Source organism: Synechococcus sp. A15-60 (genome assembly GCF_014280095.1).
GTDB lineage: Bacteria > Cyanobacteriota > Cyanobacteriia > PCC-6307 > Cyanobiaceae > Synechococcus_C.
In genome coordinates, this window is record NZ_CP047933.1 from 498,536 (window position 1) to 519,813 (window position 21,278).

General features: G+C 48.0%; 30 protein-coding genes. 8 read left to right on the top strand and 22 right to left on the bottom strand.

Features of this window, described 5'->3' with window-relative positions; all coding sequences use genetic code 11:
- The 10 genes from SynA1560_RS02465 to SynA1560_RS02510 all read right to left on the bottom strand — a co-directional run bounded on the left by SynA1560_RS02465 (window position 1) and on the right by SynA1560_RS02510 (window position 6,174).
- Window positions 1-501, bottom strand: coding sequence for a low molecular weight protein-tyrosine-phosphatase (locus SynA1560_RS02465; RefSeq protein ID WP_186470118.1), 501 nt, complete (start codon window positions 499-501; stop codon window positions 1-3).
- The gene (locus SynA1560_RS02470; RefSeq protein WP_186470119.1) at window positions 498-1,124 is read right to left on the bottom strand and encodes a HEAT repeat domain-containing protein; all 627 of its coding nucleotides are present in this window, start codon (window positions 1,122-1,124) and stop codon (window positions 498-500) included. Before SynA1560_RS02470 ends, SynA1560_RS02465 begins: the two co-directional genes overlap by 4 nt.
- Window positions 1,125-1,129: 5 nt before the next feature.
- Window positions 1,130-1,900, bottom strand: coding sequence for a HEAT repeat domain-containing protein (locus tag SynA1560_RS02475; RefSeq protein WP_186470120.1), 771 nt, complete (start codon window positions 1,898-1,900; stop codon window positions 1,130-1,132).
- Window positions 1,900-2,490 carry a chromophore lyase CpcT/CpeT gene (locus SynA1560_RS02480; protein ID WP_186501086.1) on the bottom strand — a complete coding sequence of 197 codons (591 nt, stop codon included), beginning with the start codon at window positions 2,488-2,490 and terminating at the stop codon, window positions 1,900-1,902. The genes SynA1560_RS02475 and SynA1560_RS02480 overlap by 1 nt, the downstream gene beginning before the upstream one ends.
- Window positions 2,491-2,569: 79 nt before the next feature.
- Window positions 2,570-3,058 carry a phycocyanin subunit alpha gene (cpcA, locus tag SynA1560_RS02485; protein WP_186470122.1) on the bottom strand — a complete coding sequence of 163 codons (489 nt, stop codon included), beginning with the start codon at window positions 3,056-3,058 and terminating at the stop codon, window positions 2,570-2,572.
- A 42-nt stretch (window positions 3,059-3,100) separates the two neighbouring features.
- A complete protein-coding gene (locus tag SynA1560_RS02490; RefSeq protein WP_186501087.1) occupies window positions 3,101-3,619 on the bottom strand; it encodes a phycocyanin subunit beta in 519 nt (172 codons plus the stop codon).
- Between the two features lie 182 nt (window positions 3,620-3,801).
- The gene (locus tag SynA1560_RS02495) at window positions 3,802-4,569 is read right to left on the bottom strand and encodes a phycoerythrobilin:ferredoxin oxidoreductase (RefSeq protein WP_370523176.1); all 768 of its coding nucleotides are present in this window, start codon (window positions 4,567-4,569) and stop codon (window positions 3,802-3,804) included.
- A 2-nt stretch (window positions 4,570-4,571) separates the two neighbouring features.
- Complete coding sequence (locus SynA1560_RS02500; protein ID WP_186470125.1) at window positions 4,572-5,279, bottom strand: 15,16-dihydrobiliverdin:ferredoxin oxidoreductase; 708 nt, start codon at window positions 5,277-5,279, stop codon at window positions 4,572-4,574.
- A 4-nt stretch (window positions 5,280-5,283) separates the two neighbouring features.
- Complete coding sequence (locus tag SynA1560_RS02505) at window positions 5,284-5,895, bottom strand: phycobiliprotein lyase (protein WP_255477029.1); 612 nt, start codon at window positions 5,893-5,895, stop codon at window positions 5,284-5,286.
- Window positions 5,896-5,940: 45 nt separating this feature from the next.
- On the bottom strand, window positions 5,941-6,174 hold the full coding sequence (locus SynA1560_RS02510) for a hypothetical protein (protein ID WP_186470126.1): 234 nt from the start codon (window positions 6,172-6,174) through the stop codon (window positions 5,941-5,943).
- Between the two features lie 314 nt (window positions 6,175-6,488).
- Here SynA1560_RS02510 and cpeB point away from each other — a divergent pair, with 314 nt between their 5' ends.
- From cpeB to SynA1560_RS02535, 5 genes are all read left to right on the top strand, one after another.
- A complete protein-coding gene (gene cpeB, locus SynA1560_RS02515) occupies window positions 6,489-7,043 on the top strand; it encodes a class 1 C-phycoerythrin subunit beta (protein WP_186470127.1) in 555 nt (184 codons plus the stop codon).
- Between the two features lie 57 nt (window positions 7,044-7,100).
- A complete protein-coding gene (gene cpeA / locus SynA1560_RS02520; RefSeq protein WP_186470128.1) occupies window positions 7,101-7,595 on the top strand; it encodes a class 1 C-phycoerythrin subunit alpha in 495 nt (164 codons plus the stop codon).
- A gap of 85 nt (window positions 7,596-7,680) precedes the next feature.
- The gene (locus SynA1560_RS02525; RefSeq protein WP_255477030.1) at window positions 7,681-8,154 is read left to right on the top strand and encodes a DUF2656 family protein; all 474 of its coding nucleotides are present in this window, start codon (window positions 7,681-7,683) and stop codon (window positions 8,152-8,154) included.
- A 461-nt stretch (window positions 8,155-8,615) separates the two neighbouring features.
- Window positions 8,616-9,941 carry a HEAT repeat domain-containing protein gene (locus SynA1560_RS02530; RefSeq protein ID WP_186501088.1) on the top strand — a complete coding sequence of 442 codons (1,326 nt, stop codon included), beginning with the start codon at window positions 8,616-8,618 and terminating at the stop codon, window positions 9,939-9,941.
- Window positions 9,942-10,016: 75 nt separating this feature from the next.
- Window positions 10,017-10,661, top strand: coding sequence for a HEAT repeat domain-containing protein (locus tag SynA1560_RS02535; RefSeq protein WP_186470130.1), 645 nt, complete (start codon window positions 10,017-10,019; stop codon window positions 10,659-10,661).
- Between the two features lie 4 nt (window positions 10,662-10,665).
- Here SynA1560_RS02535 and SynA1560_RS02540 read toward each other — a convergent pair whose 3' ends face one another.
- The 6 genes from SynA1560_RS02540 to SynA1560_RS02565 all read right to left on the bottom strand — a co-directional run bounded on the left by SynA1560_RS02540 (window position 10,666) and on the right by SynA1560_RS02565 (window position 15,901).
- Entirely contained in the window at window positions 10,666-11,007 is a 342-nt protein-coding gene (locus tag SynA1560_RS02540; protein ID WP_186470131.1) for a Nif11-like leader peptide family natural product precursor, read from the bottom strand.
- 169 nt (window positions 11,008-11,176) lie between these two features.
- On the bottom strand, window positions 11,177-12,103 hold the full coding sequence (locus tag SynA1560_RS02545) for a HEAT repeat domain-containing protein (protein ID WP_255477031.1): 927 nt from the start codon (window positions 12,101-12,103) through the stop codon (window positions 11,177-11,179).
- A 146-nt stretch (window positions 12,104-12,249) separates the two neighbouring features.
- Window positions 12,250-13,131, bottom strand: a complete 882-nt coding sequence (locus SynA1560_RS02550) for a phycobilisome rod-core linker polypeptide (RefSeq protein ID WP_186470132.1) — start codon at window positions 13,129-13,131, stop codon at window positions 12,250-12,252.
- A 316-nt stretch (window positions 13,132-13,447) separates the two neighbouring features.
- The gene (gene mpeA, locus SynA1560_RS02555; protein WP_186470133.1) at window positions 13,448-13,945 is read right to left on the bottom strand and encodes a class 2 C-phycoerythrin subunit alpha; all 498 of its coding nucleotides are present in this window, start codon (window positions 13,943-13,945) and stop codon (window positions 13,448-13,450) included.
- A gap of 47 nt (window positions 13,946-13,992) precedes the next feature.
- The gene (locus tag SynA1560_RS02560) at window positions 13,993-14,529 is read right to left on the bottom strand and encodes a bleomycin hydrolase (protein ID WP_186470134.1); all 537 of its coding nucleotides are present in this window, start codon (window positions 14,527-14,529) and stop codon (window positions 13,993-13,995) included.
- 175 nt (window positions 14,530-14,704) lie between these two features.
- The gene (locus SynA1560_RS02565; protein WP_186501089.1) at window positions 14,705-15,901 is read right to left on the bottom strand and encodes a HEAT repeat domain-containing protein; all 1,197 of its coding nucleotides are present in this window, start codon (window positions 15,899-15,901) and stop codon (window positions 14,705-14,707) included.
- Between the two features lie 222 nt (window positions 15,902-16,123).
- Between SynA1560_RS02565 and SynA1560_RS02570 the strand changes: the two genes are divergently transcribed.
- Genes SynA1560_RS02570 through SynA1560_RS02580 form a run of 3 tightly spaced genes read left to right on the top strand, consistent with a single transcriptional unit; the run spans window position 16,124 to window position 17,017 of the window.
- Window positions 16,124-16,444: a hypothetical protein gene (locus SynA1560_RS02570; protein WP_186470967.1), complete on the top strand. Its 321-nt coding sequence runs from the start codon at window positions 16,124-16,126 to the stop codon at window positions 16,442-16,444.
- Window positions 16,431-16,727: a Nif11-like leader peptide family natural product precursor gene (locus tag SynA1560_RS02575; RefSeq protein ID WP_255477032.1), complete on the top strand. Its 297-nt coding sequence runs from the start codon at window positions 16,431-16,433 to the stop codon at window positions 16,725-16,727. The genes SynA1560_RS02570 and SynA1560_RS02575 overlap by 14 nt, the downstream gene beginning before the upstream one ends.
- A gap of 56 nt (window positions 16,728-16,783) precedes the next feature.
- Complete coding sequence (locus SynA1560_RS02580; RefSeq protein WP_186470137.1) at window positions 16,784-17,017, top strand: Nif11-like leader peptide family natural product precursor; 234 nt, start codon at window positions 16,784-16,786, stop codon at window positions 17,015-17,017.
- An 8-nt stretch (window positions 17,018-17,025) separates the two neighbouring features.
- Here the strand turns inward: SynA1560_RS02580 and SynA1560_RS13655 are convergent, their stop codons facing one another.
- From SynA1560_RS13655 to SynA1560_RS02605, 6 genes are all read right to left on the bottom strand, one after another.
- Window positions 17,026-17,331 carry a CpeR family transcriptional regulator gene (locus SynA1560_RS13655; RefSeq protein ID WP_222930222.1) on the bottom strand — a complete coding sequence of 102 codons (306 nt, stop codon included), beginning with the start codon at window positions 17,329-17,331 and terminating at the stop codon, window positions 17,026-17,028.
- Complete coding sequence (locus SynA1560_RS02585) at window positions 17,324-17,944, bottom strand: chromophore lyase CpcT/CpeT (protein WP_186470138.1); 621 nt, start codon at window positions 17,942-17,944, stop codon at window positions 17,324-17,326. Before SynA1560_RS02585 ends, SynA1560_RS13655 begins: the two co-directional genes overlap by 8 nt.
- 9 nt (window positions 17,945-17,953) lie before the next feature.
- Window positions 17,954-18,496 (bottom strand): phycobiliprotein lyase, encoded by a 543-nt coding sequence (locus SynA1560_RS02590; protein ID WP_186470968.1) that lies wholly within the window; start codon window positions 18,494-18,496, stop codon window positions 17,954-17,956.
- Complete coding sequence (locus tag SynA1560_RS02595) at window positions 18,486-18,737, bottom strand: hypothetical protein (RefSeq protein WP_255477033.1); 252 nt, start codon at window positions 18,735-18,737, stop codon at window positions 18,486-18,488. Before SynA1560_RS02595 ends, SynA1560_RS02590 begins: the two co-directional genes overlap by 11 nt.
- Window positions 18,738-18,781: 44 nt before the next feature.
- On the bottom strand, window positions 18,782-19,516 hold the full coding sequence (locus SynA1560_RS02600; RefSeq protein ID WP_186501090.1) for a phycobilisome rod-core linker polypeptide: 735 nt from the start codon (window positions 19,514-19,516) through the stop codon (window positions 18,782-18,784).
- A 67-nt stretch (window positions 19,517-19,583) separates the two neighbouring features.
- Window positions 19,584-21,230, bottom strand: a complete 1,647-nt coding sequence (locus tag SynA1560_RS02605) for a phycobilisome rod-core linker polypeptide (RefSeq protein ID WP_186501091.1) — start codon at window positions 21,228-21,230, stop codon at window positions 19,584-19,586.
- Between the last annotated feature and the right edge of the window lie 48 nt (window positions 21,231-21,278).

A 21,278-nucleotide genomic window follows, 5' to 3' on the forward strand; every position in this document is an offset into this window, starting at 1 on the left:
TCAGGGTTGAGCGTCTCTGCCTGTGCTAGTGGACATCAGCTCGTCAAGCAATGCTGTGCAGGCATCGTCGAGGAGGTCGAGCACATGCTCAAATCCCTCCTCTCCTCCGTAATACGGATCAGGCACTTCCGTCTCGTTGAAACGCTTGGCGTAGCTCAGCATTGGACGAATCTCTGCACAGGCTCGAGCTCCTGCTTCCTTGGCCAGGCTGGTGACAGCAGCAAGGTTTGCATCGTCCATGGTGAGCACCAGGTCAAACTCCTCCAGATCGCTGAGCTGGATCTGGCGGGCACGGCTGGGCAAGTCGATGCCGCGCCGATGGGCTGCGGCCTGCATCCGTCGATCGGCTGGGTTGCCGACGTGCCAGCTGCCGGTCCCGGCGGAGTCGACCACGAACCGGTCACTCAGGCCTCGTTCCCGCAGATGATGCAGAAACACTCCCTCGGCAGCGGGAGAACGGCAAATGTTGCCGAGACACACGAACAGCAGCTTCTGAGTCATCGCTTTGACACGCGGAGCAGAGCTAAATCAGCCCTCTGGCGCACCACCTTGACAGGCTCCTGAACCGATGCCAGTTGGCTCAGAACAGTCATCGCCTTGGTTTGAAGCGATGGTGTGAGGTCTCTGGACACCAGACGTTGTTCAAGGCCATAGGCCGCGGCATAGCGAACCACCCATTCGTCATCAACACCTGCTTGAAGCAGGCCCTCACAGCAACGGACGAGTTCATCGGTTTGATCCGGCAGGTCAAGGTCCAACTCGGCCAGGCCCCGCGCGGCGGATCGACGCACGCTGGGAGCAATGTCGGCACGCAGCGCGTGATCGAGCAGGTCAAGACCACGTGGATCTCGCAGTGCAGCCAGTGCCTTCACCACCCATGCCCGCGCTCCGTAATTGCCTGTGTTCATGCTCGACAGCAGCTCGGGCACGACCACTCGGCCCAGAGCAATCAGTCCTTGCGTCGCAATCGCTGCCACAGCAGGGTTGTTGTAACTCAGCACCTTGATCAACGTGGGTGCAGCGTCGGCGTCGTTCAAGGCACAGATGGCCCGTGTTGCCTGAACAAGTTCGGGAGTTGATGTGGCCCGATCGAGTTCCAGCACTGCAGTGCTTAAGTCGTTCATGTCCTCTAGAGCAGGGAATCCATGGCGTCCAGCACCGTGCTGTCATCACTGGATTCCGCCAGGCCACGCAGGGCCACCAGCTTGAGACTGGCTTCGACGCTGGCGTCTTGAATCGCCGGGAGTGCTCCTGTCCAGCCAGTAGCGCCCAGATCAAGCAGCGCTCCCCTCCGCACCAGTGGTTCCGGGTGCTGAAGCAGGCGGATTAGTTCCTCACCGAAGTGGGCCTCCTGGGTCAATTGCAGCAGCGCACGGCAGGCAGCTGCCCGCACCAGTGGCCTGGGGTGGTGCTGGAAGGGGTGGAGTGTGGTGGTCACCTGAGCAGTGTTCAAGCCGATGTCGCCCAGAGCCTCCAGCAAGGCTTCACAGGGTTCGCGCAGACGAGGGCTTCCGTTCTGTTCGGCTCCTGCTTGTTCGATGCCACTGCTGAGGCGATTGCAGATGGGCTGGATAGCAGCTTCGGCTCGGATCGAGCCCAGGCTGCGGGCCGCTTCTTCCCGCACGGTGTAATCATCGGACTGCAAGAGCTGGATCAGTGCATCACTGGCTGCATCGTCCTGAAGCAATCCAAGGGCGCGAATTGCATTCAAGGCCACACCGCGCTGGTCAGCATGCGTGCCGTTTTGCTTGAGATAAGCAAGACACTGGAGCAGCAGAGGGAGTGCGTCGGGATGCCGTGAACGCTTTTTCCCCAGCCACCATGCTGCGTAATATTGCGCCGAACAATCCTGTTGCTGGCGAAGATTCTTGAGAATCTGTTGTTCGCTCAGAGGTTCCATCACGTCCAGTTGGCTGGAATGTGGGTTGCCCAGCTCGCTGTTTTTTGGAATTTGAACTCACCGGCAATGGATCCCCAGCAGCGTTCGTTGGTTTCGGGATCATGTCCTCGATCCAGGGTCTGCAAGGAATCACCTTCCAGTCGAAAGGTGCTCACCAAGACGGTGTCTTTGCCGTTGCGGTGCACAATGCAGCGGCAGTTGGGTTCCATTGACCCCTCATACACACCACTGTGTTCAATGACCTGGTAGTGGCATTGGTCAAGACAGATGAGGTCGCCGTCTTGAATCGTGTTGCGACAGTCATCGTCAAAGATGGCAGTGCTGAACCGTGTCGGATCTCGAAACGTGTGGTTCCAGAGTTTGATCACGCCCTCCTGTTGCTCTTCGGCACGGATCACCCGCAGGCGGTAAGGATTCTTCGGATCAACGGCATAGGTCTGTTCCAGCAGGATTGAGCCTGCTGGAAGATGCGCAATCGGCCGATAGCGCAGAAGAATATGGGCGAACAGAGGCGGATTGTCGAAGGCCTGCTTTTGATTGCTGTATTCCCCGCAGAGCAGAGACAGAAAGCGCCCGACGGTCGACGTCATCAAGAGTTCTTCCCGCGTCAGAGTCTGAACATTAAAAAAGCCCTCCGGAGGAGGGCTGGGACTCAAGCTCGCTGATCGATCAGATCAGGGCGTTGATGGCGTAATCGATGTAGCTGTTGGCTTCGGTTGCTGCGTCGCCGCTCAGACCGTGGTTGGCCTTGATGTGCTTCAGAGCTTCCACGTACCAGGAAGGGGAGAGCTCGAAGGTGCGGTTGATCTCGTCGAGACCGGCGATCAGATAGTCATCCATGGGGCCGGTGCCGCCAGCCACCAGGCAGTAGGTGACCATGCGCAGGTAGTAGCCCACGTCACGGGAGCACTTGGCCTTGCCCTCAGCGGTGGTGGAATAGTTGGACCCCTCCATCTGAGTGGTGTAGGGGAACTTGGTGTACACAGCCTGTGCAGCACCGTTCACCAGGGAATCAGCCTTGGCGGACAGAGCTTTGGCAGCTTCGAGGCTGGCCTTGGCGCGGTTGAAGCGGCCGGATGCGGCCTGCACCTCAGTGTTGCTCAGGAAGCGGCCCTGGGAGTCGGCAGCTGCGACGGCTTCGGTCAGGGGGGTTTTCATTGATCGTTAATGGTGAAGAGAACGACTGATCCGAGGGGTCGATCAGGCGACAGCGGCTGCAGCGCGGTCGAAGTAGGTGCCGATTTCGCTGCTCAGGGAAGCGCAATCGCCAGAGGTAATGCCAGCTTTGTCATTCACGATGGCCAGGGCGGCATCCTTCATCAGGTTCACGCCAGCGGCAACGGAAGCGCCGGGGGTGCCTAGAGCCAGGTAGGTCTCGCGCAGGCCGTTCAGGCAGCGGTCTTCGAGTACGGAAGCATCGCCAGCGAAGCTTGCGTAGGTGACGTAGCGGAGGATGATCTCCATATCACGCAGGCAGGCAGCCATGCGGCGGGAGGTGTAAGCGTTGCCGCCGGGGGCGATCAGCGCAGGCTGCTGAGCGAACAGCTGGCGAGCTGCTGCTGCAACAATGCTGGAAGCATTGCTGGAAATGCGATTGACAGCATCCAGGCGCTTGTTGCTATCAGCCACCATTGCGGCCAAGGCGTCGATTTCGCCGGCGCTGATGAACTGTCCCCGGGCATCGGCCTGGGCGACAACCTTGGTGAAGGCGTCGAACATGAGTGAACTCCTCTTGCAGCGTCTAATGAAGGGGCTTCAAGACCTAAGGGGACTTGTCAAAAAGACCCTTTGGGCTCGGTGCAGATTCTCGCGAAATGCTCCTTGCACATTCGAAGGCTGTTCATAATGCTTAACTCCTGCACCTGCCTGGAAGTATTGAATGCAGGCGAGGTTTGAAAGCGCTAAAGGTCGAAAAGAACTTTATGAATGTAATCCTCTGTCCATTGGCTTCCATAGAATCGAGATAACATTCCTCTGGCAGGATCTTTCTCGGCTCGGTACTCCGTATACCTTTTTTGACCAGCCAGTAGAAATTCGCTTCGATTTTTATCGACTGCTTTTGATTTAGAAGTTAATTCAAGATAAAGGGAAAGATAATCGTTGAAAGCTGGTCTAACTACATTTTCGATGATTTCATCGCCTTCGTCACCCAAGGGTAGTCTTGTCCATAAAAAACCAGGTGAGAAAAAAGGCTGAGCTTCTTCTGGAATCGGACCACCGCTCGGTAGCTTGGCGCTCCAATATTCAAATTTTGGAAGTAACTGATCCCAGACGTGTTGTGTATGTTGAGGGTCTGATTTGCAAGCTGGTTGCAAATCGAGTGCTAAGAGATGCCCTGAAGGAAGAGTGACTAAGTCACCTCCAAAAAAAGGTAAGTCGAAGGACGTTGAAGGATTTATAACAAAGTTTAGAACAGATGCCGAGGCGCCTGCGCTGACACAGGCTGCTCGCACTTGTCGGAATTTCTCTGTCTGGCAAGCCCAGGTCGCAGTTGTAACGGGAATGGGCTTGGATTTCGATCCGGTGATTCCCTCTTTGAGAAGAAAGTCTTTTTCTACTGGATAAGGTGTGATCTCAAAGGCTTGCAGAGCACGAATGGCATCATCAAGGAAAGGCTGCCAACTCCAGCCTGGAATTTCTATTGGATCTGTGCTTGTAGATCGGCTCATGCTCAAGATTTAGATGATGAAGGGAACAAAAATTCATGTAAGAATCGATCCGACCACTCCTTGCCAAAGTGACTGGTGAATAGGCCGTGAGCGGGATCTCGTTCAGCGCTATACACGTCGTACTGCTCTTGGAGCTGTTTAACCTCATCAGGAGCAATGGTCGATGGGGTCAGCGAGGCGTCATCGTGGAGTTTCCAATAAGCATCAAGAAAAGAGCTAAATGCTGGCGGTAATGATGTTTCAGCTTGCTCGGCACCTCCTCTGCAGAAGAGCAACCAGGATGAAAAATATTGGTTTGGATCAAACGAGCGCATTGTTTCCTCACCGTTCAATTCCGGATATTCTTTGTGTAATGCCTTGAGTCCATCAAAATAACGATCTAAATAGCTATTGTCTTGTATTAAGGGTTGAAAATCAAGGACTGCCACAAGTTTTTTTCGTGCTCCGAACCATAGGAGATCAACGCCCATCAAAGGATGATCAAGTTCATAATTTGGATACGCCACGGAATTAAGAACCTGAAGTTGTTCTCCTGCATCAAGTCTGGTGACTCTCCAGCGACGAAAGCCAGGTACATTCCATAGCCAACTACGGATCGTGCTTGTGCCCTTGGCAGAATGATTAACTTCTAAGCCTTCGGGTACATCAATGGTGGTGCCTCCACGGGCTTTGATCCCTTTAGTTAGCTGGTGGAGAAATGGATCAAACATTCGATTAGATAACGGGTGGATTGTTTGTGGCTAGTTTTCGTGCTTCATTCGCGGTTCTCAGGATCTCCTCATCGGTGGGACATTTGAATTCAGTGCAATAAGTCGTCATGGCAACACCGTTGAGGCATTGGACAGAGCTGACACGCATTCGAATTTGATCTGTCACGAACCAGCATCGTTCAATTCCCATGTTCGTGTCATATCGAGTTGTGATTGTTACAACTCCATCGTCGGCAAAATAATAGGTGCTGAGGACGGGTTGTTTCTCGACGTAGCCAACGTCTCTTAGTAAGAATCCTTTGCGTGGATCATCTTGATTTGGAATGTCAATGACGACAGCTGCGTAATCATCGTTACGCACTCCTTTCTTATTGTTGCTTTCCCACCAAAATCTTGCCCCACCTCTGCAGTCTTCAGACTTGATGTTGAGATCAGCGCAAACAGAATCGACGACAGAGTCTGAAGCGTTGAAAGGTTCGATGATCAGATTTGAATCGGCTGCTTCATCATCTTGGTGGTCATGATGGTGGACAGCACGCCGATTGAGCCAAGTTCCACGGCTTGCTTCGAAAAAATCCACCATGTTCATTGGTGTCGTTAACAATGGATTGGCCATAAGCAGCTCTCTTGTAATAAACGTGTTTTGGCTCCGAGCGTTAGATTATTTTGCTTCTTCAGATTTTTTTTGATTCACCAATTGAATCATGATTTCGTCCAGCCGTTGAAGTTCCGGATGAGCGGCAATGGTGGCGTCGATTTTCTTCTGGGAAAGTCGTAATTTTTTCCCAAGATTAACAACATCCTGGTACAACCTTTCCCTGTAAGTTGCTAGCTCATCAATGGACTCTTGTAATTCCTTAAGAGAGGGCTTTTCGGCAGGTTGTGGTTCGGTCATCATAAGAAAAAATACTGAGTCACCTTAGGTTATTGAGAATAACTTGGCGAGTTGATCGTCCTTAATTTGCATAATGCTCTAAGCACTGTCCCGCTGCAACTGCTGCAGTTCTACATATATGTTGATCAAATGCTGCGCTTGACGTCGCAAGATGACAAACCCTTGCGTGATCAACGCCCTTTTTGGCCCCCCCCCTTGCCAAGGGCTTAGCTTGACATAGCGCTTCCACCCCTACCTGGTGGTGTCAGGCCTAAGCGGCTTGTTCCCCGGGCGGTTTCAGAAGCACTGCATCTCCAAAACTGTCTGGCCCCCCAATGCTCGACGCATTTTCTCGCACAGTCGTCAGCGCTGACGCCAAAACTGCACCTGTTGGTGGTAGCGAGCTCGCTGACCTCCGTTCCTATGTGCGTGACGGCAACAAGCGTCTTGACGCTGTTAACGCCATCACCTCCAATGCCTACTGCATCGTTTCCGATGCAGTTACCGGCATGATTTGTGAGAACACCGGTCTGATCCAAGCCGGTGGCAACTGCTATCCCACCCGTCGCATGGCTGCATGCCTTCGTGATGGTGAGATCGTTCTCCGTTACATCAGCTACGCCCTTCTGGCTGGCGATGCTTCGGTTCTCGACGATCGTTGCCTGAATGGTCTGAAGGAGACCTACATCGCTCTGGGTGTTCCCACTCAGTCAGCAGCTCGCGCTGTGGCCATCATGAAGTCCGCAGCTACAGCACTGATTGATCAGACCAACACCCCTGCAAGTGGTGGTTCTAAGTACCGCAAGATGGAAACCACCCAGGGTGATTGCTCCGCGTTGGTGTCTGAAGCTGGTTCTTACTTCGATCGCGTGATCGGCGCCATCAGCTGATTGGCATCTGATTCCGACTCTTTTTTCCTTTTCAGCATCACTAATTAGGGATCACAAATGAAATCCGTTGTCACCACTGTTGTGACTGCAGCCGATGCTGCAGGTCGCTTCCCTTCACAAAACGATCTCGAAGCCGTCCAAGGCAACATTCAGCGAGCTGCTGCTCGTCTTGAGGCTGCTGAAAAGCTGGCTTCTGGTTTGGACAACGTCACCCGTGAAGCGGGCGACGCATGCTTCAACAAGTACGCTTATTTGAAGCAGCCTGGTGAAGCTGGCGATAGCCAAGTCAAAATTGACAAGTGCTACCGCGATCTTGGTCACTACCTCCGTCTGATCAACTACTGCCTGATTGTTGGCGGTACTGGTCCTCTGGATGAGTGGGGCATTGCAGGTGCTCGTGAGGTGTATCGCACCTTGGGTCTTCCTACAAATGCTTATATCGAAGCACTCACCTACACGCGTGACCGTGCATGTGCTCCTCGCGACATGAGCGCACAGGCTCTGAACGAGTTCAAGAGCTATCTTGACTATGCAATCAATGCTCTCTCCTGATCTCTTGGATCATTAGAGAATTCTGAGGGGCGTAAGCCCCTCTTTTTTATTGGTCGTGATAACCGTATCAAAGAATCATCACGCAATGCGGATGTTTCGTTTATGGTTTGATTTTAAAAAGAAGATGACAACCTTTTTGATTTCTCATAATCTTCAAGTTGACTCTGAGAATGTTCCTTCTTTTGATTTGACACAGTTATCAGAAGGATTGCAGCGCAAGGCTAATTCGGTTCAAAACATCGAATTGCTTGGCCATCCGCATTGGTTGATGTCAATAACCTCTTCTCGTTCTCCCCAAGAGCTTGCAGAGGAACTCGTTGAGGCTTGGATCCAACTCAGAGTTGAATTGGGTCATCAAGCCAATCATGTTGTTTTGGCTCTTGGAGGCAGGAAAGACTCAGACGCGGCTCCTGGATCACCTTTGCAAAGGGGTTTTTGGGGAGTTGATGTTGTTGAGACTATTGACCAGGCGGCTTTTTTAAATGCCATCAACTGGGAGAGTCTCAAAGGGAATCGCCCAGTTGAAAGTGTGTTTGAAGTGTCTACTTCAAAGAGTTAGACGAACGCGTTCATGAGGCTTTTCGCCGATTGCGACGTCGACCGCTTCGTTTGTTGTCTTTGCGCTCCTCGACCTTTTCTGTTGTCAAGGCTTTTTTGGGCGCAGAAGAGGTTTCTTTTTTTAATGGAATCAAAGGCTTGATATTACTATCTGTCGAAACTGTCAATTTTGAGACATGGAGGATTGACACACCACAACGATGTGTTGCTTGCATCCATTGATTCATGAATCTGGTGTCGATGCATATTGTTCGACTTGTTGAAGGCCTTGACCCATCCATCACGCCGGTCGAGATACGTAGGCGCTGTCCTGAAAAGGGTCCCATCCTTAAGAGTTCATCTATTAGACATCTTGCAGGTTTACTCCTGCATTGGAAAGACCGTTAAAACGTTTCTTATCCTCTGGACGAGTCGAGCTTACGTGTGGTTGTGTAGAATTTTTGCTGAAGAGAGGGGTCAGTCATGGCAGGGCTTTTTGACAATATTCATTTGGGGCTTAAGCGCGATGACGCAATCGCAATCCTTACCAAACAAGTTGTTGATTTAGAAAGTGCAAGTGATTTTTATATGGCATGTTCTCATCTGATTAATTTTCCTTGTGATGAAACAGAAGAGGCTCTTATCCTATTCCTGAGTCGATCTTCAGCAGATAATGCTGTGCGCTTGGCGCAACGCAAAGCGATAGAAGTTCTCGCACGATTAAAGTCTAATCGTGCACAATTGATCATTGCAGGTTTTCTTGAAAGTTCTGATTCTTATACAGTTGAGAATGCTGCTTGGGCGTTGGGTGAGTTGAATTGTTCAGATCGCTTAATTCATGAATCCATGATTTCTTTGCTAAGTGACTCTTCACAAAATCAGAGGGTGTTAATTCAATCGTTGGCAAAGCTTTCAGTTTCTTCTGCTATTCCATCCATCGAGTGTTTGTTGGCAAGTGAAAAAACACCGATTCGAGGTGCTGCATTGGCGGCGCTCTCCCGCTTATCAGGGGAGCAACCAAACCTTGACGATTTATCTGATTACCTTTATGAAGCCAATCAGATGGATCGACAATCGGCTGTTCAGGACATTATTGACGCTGATGCATTTCAGATACTGCCAGATCTACTGACAGCCCCAATCTCCCCTGCATTTCGCATGAGAGCGCTCCGCTCTTTAGTCAAACAATCCGATAATCTTGAACGAAAGCAGTTTGGCCTTGAAGCCATTCAAAAGGTTCTTCTAGACGATCCAAGGGATATTGTTGTTGTCCATCGTTATGACATGTCTCCTTCAACCTCATTGCTAGTTGAGAGCTTGTTCCATCCCGATTTCAGTCGTTGTTATCTTGCAATGCAATCTCTATTGTCTAGAGATGTAGAAGAGCTCTATCCTTTAATTGAAGATTGCTGGAATTCTCGAGCATATAATGATTACGGTGCTCATTACTTCTTAATGCGTTTGTTTGGGTTGATGGAGGGTTGGAGTGTGGAAGCGTTAAATCTGATCAAGCCAATTCTCCGCCAAGCGATTGCAGACAAGCGTCCACAATTTAAGAAGTCTGCTCCTGCTGCTTTCCTTTCATATGCAAGGTTGTTCCCTAATGATTGTCATGATCTCATAGAGCAATGGCTTGGTGTAGAGGGTGAACAGTCTTGGGATTACCGTTATGTGGCTCTGATGGTTATTCAATCTGATCCTAAACGGTTCGAGATCCAACAGTTTTATGAGCCAATCAAGCAACTTTCGTGCACAGATCCTGATTGGGCTGTGCGATATAAAACTGAATCAATTCTGGGTACTGTGTGAATCTATATACAGGCCTTGGAGCAACTGAAGTCACTCCGAATGCTAAGATATTCCCTGATCTGTATGTACGGGTAAATGGAAAGCAATTCTTCTTTCCCTTCGATTGATGAATTGTTTTCTGATTTTCAACATCCTAATCCGAGGATTCAGGAAGATGCCTGTGCATTGATGGTTGAACATTACCCTCAAGAAGCACTTCCCAAATTAATTGATCTACTTACCGATAAAGATCCTAAGGTTTACCGTGCAGCGGTAAAAGGTATTGGTTTGTTTGGTAGCTCTGCATTCCTTCCTTTGTTAGATGTTTATTCATCAACTGATAACCAAACTGCAAGACGTTGTGTTCCAAAGGCTTTCGTCCAGTTGTTTAAGAATTTTCCAGATCAAGCTTTCCCTGAAGAAGTGATGACCCTTCTGGAAAAAGGAGTTGATGATGATGATATGGTCGTTGTTCAAGGTGTATTGATGTGTCTTGGGCAAATCGGAAAGCAAGAAATAAGATCTAAGGAAGCAATTAAAATCCTTTCAAACTCACTCAATAGTGAAAATATTGCTTTGGTTTTTAGTGCTTCTCAAGCACTTGCCGATATTCCTGACCCTGACTCTGAAGTTGCATTGAAGGCTCTTCTTAGCGGTGCCAGTGATCCGATGATTCGCGGAGCTGCTGAATCTTCACTGGCAAGACTTGAGAATCTTATGTCGAGGCAACAGGATCAGTAGTTGCTCATGAAACAGTTTCTATTCCTGAATAATATCCTCCAGCTCTGAAGTCGAAGCGTTCAACTTTGTCATCTTTGCTGCATGTTGTTTGAGAGTAATGCAAGAGCGTCTCATACCCCTCTGGTATCATTTTGGGGCATAGTCTTCCAACATCATTGGCAAAAGGACAGAAATAAACACCTGCCCAGCGATTTAAGAAACGTCCTTTAATTTCGTCAGAAAAATCAAAACCATTTTGATCGGCCAACCTAAGAATCTCTTCAGGCTCGGCTTCTGCAAAGAGCTGTCTGAATGAGGCGTTTTCCTCTAAGACTCCAAGGAAACGGATAAATTCTGCGCGTGACATGAGACATCTGCTTAGAAACACACTTTATCATTCAATGATCAAATCTGTGCGCAAGTTGCATTGTTTATTGACTCTTTATTTGGCTGGTAAATTTATTCTGATGTTTTAAAAGCACTCTCCCCTTTTGCTGACATCTATTTGGTTCGAGGACTTTTACGAGCGTAGCTTTCTATTCGCTTTCTTCTTGTGCATCTCTGCTCAAGATGTTGATGGCTACACTAAAGACTGCGGCAACTGATTCGTTGCTTTCGATTGATTTCGCCTCTCTTATCGCTTCAATTTTATTGATGGCTCCAAGTTTCATTAATGCCATGGCAGTGTTCTTTCTGACTTGAAGGTCTTCGTCAATCAACATTTTGGTTAATAGCTCTTCGACATCCTCGGCGTCACACGATTTTCCTATTAGTGTTACAGCTTCTGCTCTTACATCCGGAGAAACATCTTCTAAGGCTTCAAATACTTTTCTCTGGGCTTTTGTGTCACCCAGCGATTGTATTTGGTCTCCTAATGCTGAAATTGCTGCGACTCTTACTTCCGCTGAGTCAGAATCAGCGGCACTTAACAAGGTTTCCGGTGCCTTCGCACCAATGAAGCTCAGTGCGAGGTTAATCAGTCCTACCTGGAAAGGAGTGCAGTCTGGATTTTTGAGGATTCCCAGTAATGTTTCCATCGCATCTGGTCCAATTGTTGCCATGGCACCTGCTGAGGATCCAAGCACAACTGGGTCGTCATCTTCTAAAAATGCCTCTAATAAAAATGGCAAAGCCGCTTTATCACCAATTAAATTAATTGTTTTTGCTGATGCTCTTCTTACTACAACATTCTTGTGATGACGTAGGGCATCGCATAAAACTGGTAATGCTGTATCTCCCACGGCACCAAGGCTTTTTGCAAATGTAAGTCGTAGTGCACCTCTTTTATCTCCCAAGCCTGCAACCATCTTTTGAATTGATTCAGCGTCCGAATTTGGTATTTTGCCGTCACTTAATAGACTTCCAAGCTCTTCTGCTAAATGTAGAGCCTCTTCTTCGGTGAGCTGACTATCGCTGGTTGGCGACTCTGCATTTGAATGTTCAGACACCGAACGCTTTTTCAATCTTTTTCTAATCTACATGACGATCTTCTCGGTTGTGTCATTTGACTTCTGGACTGACCTTGCTATTAAAAAAAGCACCCTGTAGAGATAGGGTGCTTGCCGGTCAACTTTTAATGAGCCAGCTGCTTTCCGTCTTTGAATTCACTTTAAAAGTGAACTCCAAAAGGCCGGAACGGAACATTACCAGTCTGCTTGGGAGGTTGGTGTCCCGAGTATTGCTGTTGGGGCAAACGTGGTGCAGGTTTGGCCACTGCCTTATAAGTGAAGCGCACTGGCTGCACTGCATTTGCTGCAGCAGTTGCAAGGGGGTTAACAGTTCTGCTTCTGCTGCCTTGAGCATTGTCGCTCACGGCTACTTTTGTGCTAGCAAGCTCTCTCATCATATTGAATGATGATGTCATCATGCCTGCATAAGAGTCGCCTGTACGCCAATAAGGAACGATATCGGAACCGAAAACTTCAGCGTATTCTGCACTGTCAGTAAGGCTGTCAATTAAAGCATCAAAGCCTGATTCGGCCTGGAGTTTGATACTTTTTTGAATTTCTCCTTGATTCAGTGGAGGACGGCCAAGCAGGTGCTTGTAGTTCAGCTCAATTCCGCGCTGTGGAGCAACAGAGTGAAAATAGTTCTTCTTGTAAAAGGGTGATTTCGCAAGACCATTGACGAAATCACGAACTGTGATTTCACCATTCATCAAACGGGCTTCTAAGGAGCTGAGACGCTCATTTTCTGTCGGCGGTAAATTCCCCAAGACTTGTCGGTAGGCTGCAATGATTGTTCTTTCGAGAGCTGCCGAGTCCCCAGGGTGGTACTGGTCGAATACAGACCCAAAGGGACATTCGCTATGAAGTCTCGGCCCTATGCCCAAGCTCATTGTTGAGCAGGTGTTGCGTTTGAATTCTGCAATCGAACCAGCGACAGTGCGATGCGTCGTGTTCTTTCCAGCTTTACTGGTTGTGGAATAGGATGCAGGTTGTGTACGGCTTGCTGCAGCCATACCATCACGACTTGTCTGGGTACTCAGCATGATGCTAAAGGAGGGATGATTTGGGGTGAGTTTTCTCTTGAGTCGGCTTTTTTCTGAGCGAAAAATCGCTTGATCAGATGTGCTTTGCAGGAGAAAATTTGATGGCTATACGTAATTAAATGTGTTGATGATTGAATTTTGTTCTTTCTTCCCTTGTCGGGTGGGGTGTGGGGGATTTGATGTCTGCCGATTCCAATCCCTGAAAATTGGAGATATTATCTAAAAATTGGAATTGAAATCGACAAGGTAAAAAAAAGGTGGGCTTTCGCCCACCCCCTCCATCAAATCGAGAACATCAATCAGCTAAAGCTGAATATCAGCCCAGGGAGTTGATGACGTAGTCGAGAAGCTGGTTGTAAGCGGTCAGAGCCTGAGCGCTCATGTCGCGAGGTGCACAACCGCGGGAGCGGATGTGAGCGAAACCGGCAACATAGGTACCAGCATCGATGCTGAGTGCCTTGTACACTTCCTTCTGTCCGTTGATTGCCAGCTCATCCAGGGGGCCAGTGCCGCCGGTGACCAGGCAGTAGTTGATCAGACGCAGGTAGTGAACGAAGTCACGCTTGCACTTCTCTTTGCCTTCGGTGGCGCACTTACGGGGCTGACGGCCGGTGGCACCGTTGGGGTACTGGGCGTACACGGCGTCGACAGCTTCTTGAGCCACGGCGTCATAGTTGCCGGCCAGCTTTTCAGCAGCCTCAAGACGTGCGGCAGCACGTTGGATGGAACCCTGAACCGACTCCATATCGGAGGAGGAAGGGAAGCGGGATGCGCTATCGGCTGCGCCGACGACGGTGGTGATGACGGACTTCATGATTGAAAATGGTTTTTTGAAGATTTATCGAAAAATCAACCTGTTGTTCAGCTGATTGCGCTGATCACCATGTCGAAGTAGCTAGCGGACTCAGCAGACAGGCTGGAGCAATCGCCAGAGGTCAGAGCCATTTTCTTGGAACCGCTGTTGGTGTTAGTGATCAGAGCACTAGCAGCAGCTTTCATGATGGCGACGGCACGTGAAGCAGAACCGGTAGGAACGCCCAGTGCGGCATAGGTCTCGCGTAGGCCGTTGAGGCAACGGTCTTGCAGCACAGATGCGTCACCGGCGAGCAGTGCGTAGCTCACGTAGCGGAGAACGATCTCACCATCGCGCAGGCAAGCAGCCATTTTGCGGTTGGTGTACACACCACCGTTAGGAGCGGTCAGTCCGGTGTTCTCGCAGCAGATGCCAGCGACAGCGTCAGAAACGATGCAAGCAGCGTTGGAGGTGATGGCGTTCACTGCGTCGAGACGCTTGTTGCCATCAGCAATGAAGCTTTTCAGAGAAGCGAGCTCGCCACCGCCAATAAAAGCGCCGCTGGAATCGGCGGATACGGCAGCCCGGGAAAATGCGTCGAGCATGGGGGTTGAGGAATACGTTGTTGAGGGAGATGCATTCCGCATCACGTGTGACTTTAATCATGCTTTTTTCCTCTTCTCTTCCGGCAAGCCTGTCAGGAAACACAAGTTGACAAAAACTGCTTGAGTGTTGATTCAATACGCTTCAGCTCATGCCGCCCTGATCTTGCTAGCAGTTTTATGACATCTTTTTAAGCACTTGTAGGCAGGTCCATCTGAGAGGTATCCAGACTGCTGTGTTAGCAAGGTCTTTAAGAAGATGCTTTTGGTCATCGAGGCCCATGGCCAGGCACCCCCAGGCTGCAGCAATCCTGGACTTGGTGTACTGAGGGATGGTTTCTGCCAGTGCTAATCGGACGAGATGGCTACGTTCGTTGATTGCTTGTAAGCTCACGACGGCTGTTAAGTAATAATGAGTTACGTAGTCACTCCATAGTTTGTCCTTGATAGCATCTATTATTAATAACTTCTCTGTTGTAGGCAAAGCCATAAGGCTCGCTGCTCCACCGTATTGGCGGGCTTCATCGCGATGCTGCAAATTGTTTTCGATTTCGATCGGTGCGGCTGGGCAGATCCATTCGGTTCTTAATCTTAATGTCTGCGGATTGTCTTGAAGTAAGCGTGTTAATGGATCAATGAATTGATCTGGAACGATGCATTTTTTCTCCGGATCAACGAGTTGAAATGCACTTTTCGCACGAAGCGACATCGAAACTGGAGCATTTACAAGGGATTCCAAGCGATTGATATCTCCAGCATCACCCAGATCAATTACGGCCGACCGTCGTCTTCCCGCAATCGGATCAGTCAGTTGCGGAATTAGATCATCTAACCCTTTTGTTTCCCCATGAACTCTTGCTAGGTATGCTTTGGCAGCGCCGGCTACTAATGGGTTGCCGTCTTTTGCTTTTGTCCTGATGGTTTGCTCACCCTTGGTGACGCCCATTCTGCAAAGGGCTTGAATGACAGCTCTTTGCTGGATGGCTTCACCGGTCAGAGTCGCCAATAATTTGTCATGATCTTCTTCTGAAAGTGGTGCATCAATTTTTGTGATGGAATCGATTGCATTGATGATCGCTGCTTCGTCATCGCCTTTGAGCGCTTTGAATAAGTATGGCAATGCTTTGGCATTTTTTCTTCTTCCCAAGGCATCAATTGCCTTTCTCCGAGTAATTCGGTCGTATAGATTTTCAGGATCTAATTCTGATGCTTTGAGTAGGTATTCAAGTGAAATATCTGTATCACTCGCTCCTAGCCTTGTTGCAGCCATGTATTTATCGACCGGTCTTTCCAGTGTTTCTGGCTTGGCAAGGATGACCGATAGGGCGCGTTCCTCAGATAGACCCTCTACTAAGTTGTCAAACCTTTCAGGCATGTCATTGGATGATTGTTAACGGCAATCTTTTCGCAGAATGGGACTCCTGCTCCAAGATTGCTGTTTCTATTCAGTGACTCTACCATCGAGTTGGTTTTAGAGCCTTCTTTAAGGCTTTTGATGGTTGGAGCATTAATTGATAGTAGGGTTTTTCCCTGCTCTCTTGTTGCAAATATTCAATGGTCTGGTCTGTTAGCATTTAATCGTCTTTGTCTTTCTGTGATGCCAGTCTCTCCAGAAATTGAGCAATCTCTTCATCGCTTTGTGGATGCTGTCAAAGAAACAGTTACCGTTCAATCACAGCTGAACGAGATCACAGATCTTGAGCAGCTTAAAACTGTTGTTCGATCTATTGATCCGATCATTACTGGTTCTGCACTGATCCCGTATGAGCAAGCTACAAGTCCTCCGAAGATCACCATAGATTCGGGTATTCTTCAAGAACAAATTCCCTGGAGACTTTTGCGTTGCCCAGGGGGACCATTGGTTTTGCAGATGATCTGTAAAAATGTGAACTTTGCATTGTGGATTGAAAGCTGTTGATATGTCCTCTTCTCAAATTCAGGAATTTGTCGCCAAGGTTGTTTACGACCATTCAGTTGCTACGGGATTGAAAGCCTGTCAATCTGATCAGCAAATTGTTGATTATGCTTCGCAAGTTGGTTTTAATATTTCAATTCAGGAGTGGTTAGTTTTCGTTGAGTCTGATTTCTCCAGTTTGTCTTCAACAGAAAAAGAACGTATCGCAATCGTTGAGCCTCAGCATTGGTCTTGGGCATTCCGTCGGGTTCAGCCCTGGAGATCAATGCTTATGGATGGCACATGAGCTTGCCATTGACGCAAGCCTAGAATAGAATAATTGAAATGATTCTTAGTGCAGTCATGGATGCTTCTGTCACCAACGACCAAAAAGATGCAGTTTTAGAGTCGTTTATAACTCTTGTGCGCAATGACTCTGATCTCCAAGCGCAGGTAAAATCTGCCTTGAATCAAGATCAAGTCATTGATATTGCAGCTTCACTTGGATATTCTTTTGATTCGACTACAATTTTAAGAAAATGGAGTAAGCATACTGATTTTTCTCAAGACACATGGATGGGCTGGTTTGGAGATTAACTCAGTATTTAACTATTTATATCTGAATACCTTGTTTGCTTGCTTCCTTTTTTAGCCCAATACGTTACTAGTTTCTCTCCCCCCGGCCTTGGTACTGATGCTATCGCGCGTAATATTTTGAAGGTTCTGTTAGGTCCCATTGGCCAATTTCCCACTGCTTTAACTGTTCTTATTTTGCCACCCATTCTCTTGAGACATTCTTCGAACTTATCCAGCTGAGTTTGATCAACTGTTTCAAACATGAAATCACTACCCTCGCATATTAAATGATGAGAGCGAATCCATGCTTTCATTTGTTTATCTACATCAAACATTACTGCTTATGTGTTTTCTCCAATCATCGTTAATTATATCGTCAAGGTATTTGATTCGCTTGAACTTAAGTAGACCATGCTCTGACCCCCACAGTTGTTCATCCGTTTTTGGATCATATCCTCTATCTCTGCTGATCCATTTTTCTTGATTGACTTCTACTTCACTCACTAAATAGGTTAGTTTGCCGTCACGGGGAACTAGGCATTTCTTGCCAGGTTCAACTCTCCCTATATACTCACCTTTTTTAATGAGTTCGAAGTGCATTGCGCATCCGCATCTTTCATTCATTGACAACTCTTTTAATCCTTTAAGTATTTCTGGGTTTTTCCCCCCACCTGCTAGTCTCTTTGGCTTCTCAAAACCATAATTATGCATTATAAATAAATTATCTTGATGGGTTAATTTGTGAATGCCTTGTCGATATGGGTCCCAAGGAGCGTAGTCATAACATTGTTCTGAGTAAAAACCTGGCCCGTCAAATATCTCCCATGGTAATGGGCGAAAGTAGATGTTAATTCTCGCAAAATCTTGGGGATTGTTTTGAGATTGCTCTAAATTGTCGTAGACACCGGAGAGAGTTTTTGCAAACTCTAATAGCTTAATGTCTTGCATTACAATTAATTAGGGTTGAATCCGACGAACTTCTGAGGCAAATGATGTTTGTAAAATTCCAGATCCGGCTGATGTTTTGAGTATTGATGATCTGCACCTTACATTTTCAGTTGCGAACCAAATCCGTTCTTCAGCAATTGATTGCTCGTATTGAGTGGTTAAAATAAATGTACCGTCTTCCAAAAAGTGATAGTCTGACTTCGCTGTTTCAGACTCTGCATATCCAACACTCCTTAGCAATTCACCTGATGAATGGCCTTTTGGAATGGGCAAGATGATGCAACTTCCTTTTGCGACTTCAGTCGGATCATCAGGCTCCCAATCACTTTCAGCAGACCACTCCATTTTGAATGGCGATATTATTGATGATATAAGTGCTTCAGAATGATTGTAAGACTCAAGCAGACTCTTAACTCTAGGGTCGTTTTTGCTTATCTTCTCTATCTTAATTTCACTTAGAACATCTTCGAAGTATTGAAAAGCAAGTGAATGACCGGACCGCATCGATCGCCATTCGCCCTCACTTTGAGCAACGAATTGCTCAATATTCATTTGAGTTGTTAATTCCGCTGATGATACGGTCATCCAAGGCAGGACGGTTATTCTGCATCATGTTAACCATAGAATCGATCATCATGGACATCGCCATCGGTTGGGACGATACAGATTGATGAAATGCTTTGTCTTGATTAGGTTGTTCGCTTGAAGTAGGGCGAAGAATTGGCATTTGTAAACCCCCTTCAGGGTTGATTCGTTTTGAAATGGCTTGGGATTTGGTGATTCCCAAAACCAATTATCGCCGATGGCAGTCATTGGTTTTGGGTTTACGTCTTAGCTTTAAGCCTTCGTAATGGAAATGATTTTGCCACCCTGTGCAAGGATACTTCGGATGGTCCCTGACATGGAACTTTGCATCACCACAGATTTTTGTACTGCCCTTCGGTTACCCCCAACTTGGCGTCGCGAGGTCCAATTAATTGTGAGAGCCGCAGCATTTCCCACACTCTTTCTTTCAAGTATTGTCGGGGATTGATTCGTGCAAATGCTGGTCAGAAGTGTTGACTCTTTTTTTGCTCCATCAAAGCCAGCATACCCAGCATCACTAACGGCTGCACGTGTGTAGAAATTGGTTTGACCACCTACGATAGAATTTCTCGCTCTATTGTATGGAACAGTATCAATTCCAAATGCAGCTAGATACTCTTCGTTGTACGTGTAACTTGCTATTTCGGCTTCATACCCTTCGGTTTGGAGAAGTTTTACGTGCTCCATCACTTCTGTTTGATCTTTGGGTGGGCGTCCTAATAAATGCTTGAAATTCAGTTCTACAAATTTATACGGATTGTTTGGGGTTAGGAATAATTGCTTATATGTCTCTGATTGAGCCATTGCGGTCACCATTGCCTGTACGGTCAAGTCACCGTTCATAAACAAGGCCTCGATTGACTCATTTTTATCTAGCTCCATCATGTGCCTGTTACCGAAAACTTGGCGATAGGCTTGCTGAATTACTTCAGCGGCGTGGCTGGTATCAATGTTTGCTTTTGAAGCAAGAGTTGTTGTGGTTGTCATGTTTCAGAGAAGTAAAAAAATAGAGGGTCTCTTTCGCTGAAACCCTCTAATAAATTGTCGATTTGGTTTACATCACTTCTGTGATGGATACAATTTTCCCGCCTCTTGCATGGATGTATTTCATTTGGCTAGACATGTCTTTGCCGGAAACGAGATAGGTGCTTCCAGATGTTCTTTGTCTAGACATCCGCGTCTGATTGGCAACAACAATTCTGAAGCGTTTTTTGGTCGGATCTGGTGCACCAGACTGTGTGCCAGTGCGATTAATCCGTGTTGTTGTACTGCTCCAACCTTTGGGAACAGTTCCTGTTGCGACGGATCGTACAAGTGATGAACTGCTCAAGACAGTGTCACTCGCTGCAAATCCTTCGGCAAGGCTCAAGTGCCTGTTAAAGGCAACCTGTGAACGTCCGCTTTCGCTGAGAATCCTTGCATAGGGAACAGTGTCTTCGCCAAACACACTTTGGTATTCTTCCGAATCCACATAACTTGCGATTTCTGCTTCATACCCCCCTTCAGCGAGAATTTGGGTGTGTGCGCTGATTTCTGCCTGAGACTGTGGTGCCCTTCCCAGGAAGTGCTTGAAGTTCAGTTCAATGAAACGATAAGGTGCATTGGTTTCAAAGAAGCGTTTCTTGTACTCTGCGGAAAGACCAATCGCACGAACCAATTCGCGAGTACTCAAATAACCGTCGATGAACTTACTTTCGGCGGAAAGAGCTCTTTCAAACTCCATGAGATGAGGATTCCCCATCACCTGTTTGTAAGTTGCCCGAATCAGTGTGTTGAGTTGATCACTGCTGTCTCCAGGGCAACGTTGGAATGTTTCCTGCTCGCGCTGTCCAAGACCAAAGGTCACATATGAATCACCGCGCATCGGTGCACTATCTTTCCCTGAGGTGATACCGGGCTGTTTGCTATCAAATCTTCCTTTCGCGAAGGTTTTGCTTGGAATAACTCCAACAGCTTGGCTTGGAACACTGATTCTTGGAGCTAACCCACTTGCCAGACTACGAGTAAGTGCTGGGCTTCCTCCTCTTGCACTGTCGCTACCAGCAAAACTCTTTTGCAACGCTGCGAGCATTGGGAATGCTGCGGTTGAAAGATCTGCAGGTGAGCTCCAGGAACGTGCGTAAGGAACGATATCGCTGCCAAATACTTCAAGATATTCAGCAGAATCAACAATGCTATCGATCACTGCATCGTGCCCATGTTCGGACAAGAGTGCAATTTTTGCTGAAATTTCTGCTTGAGTCTCTGGGGCTCTTCCTAAGAGATGTTTGTAATTCAGTTCAATGCCACGTTGTGGTGCGACCGAACTAAAAAATCGAGATTTGTAGAAACTTGATTTTGCGAGCCCTTTAATGAATTCTCTTACAGTCAGTCTTCCATCTCTAAGTTCAGCTTCAAGCTCAACGGAACGCTCAAAGTCCATGACGTGAGCGTTGCCAAACACCTGACGATAAGCCGCCGCGATGACTTCGTTAAGTGAGGCAGAGTCATCGGGGCTGTAGCACTCTGTTGTCACCCTGTGTGGGCAATCTTCGTGGCTCCTTGGACCCACTCCAATTGCCATGTTGTCGCATGATTGCTTCAGAAACTCTCCAATTGTGAGAGCAGCTTTCGGTGCACCCTGGTTTTTCCTTTGGAAACCCACAGGGTTGTTCCATTTTGATGTTGCACCGAAGCCGAGGGAAGAAGCGTTGCTTGCCATGATTTGCGTCGAGTGGAGGGATTGAAGGGGTGGAGAGGGAAGTGTGCG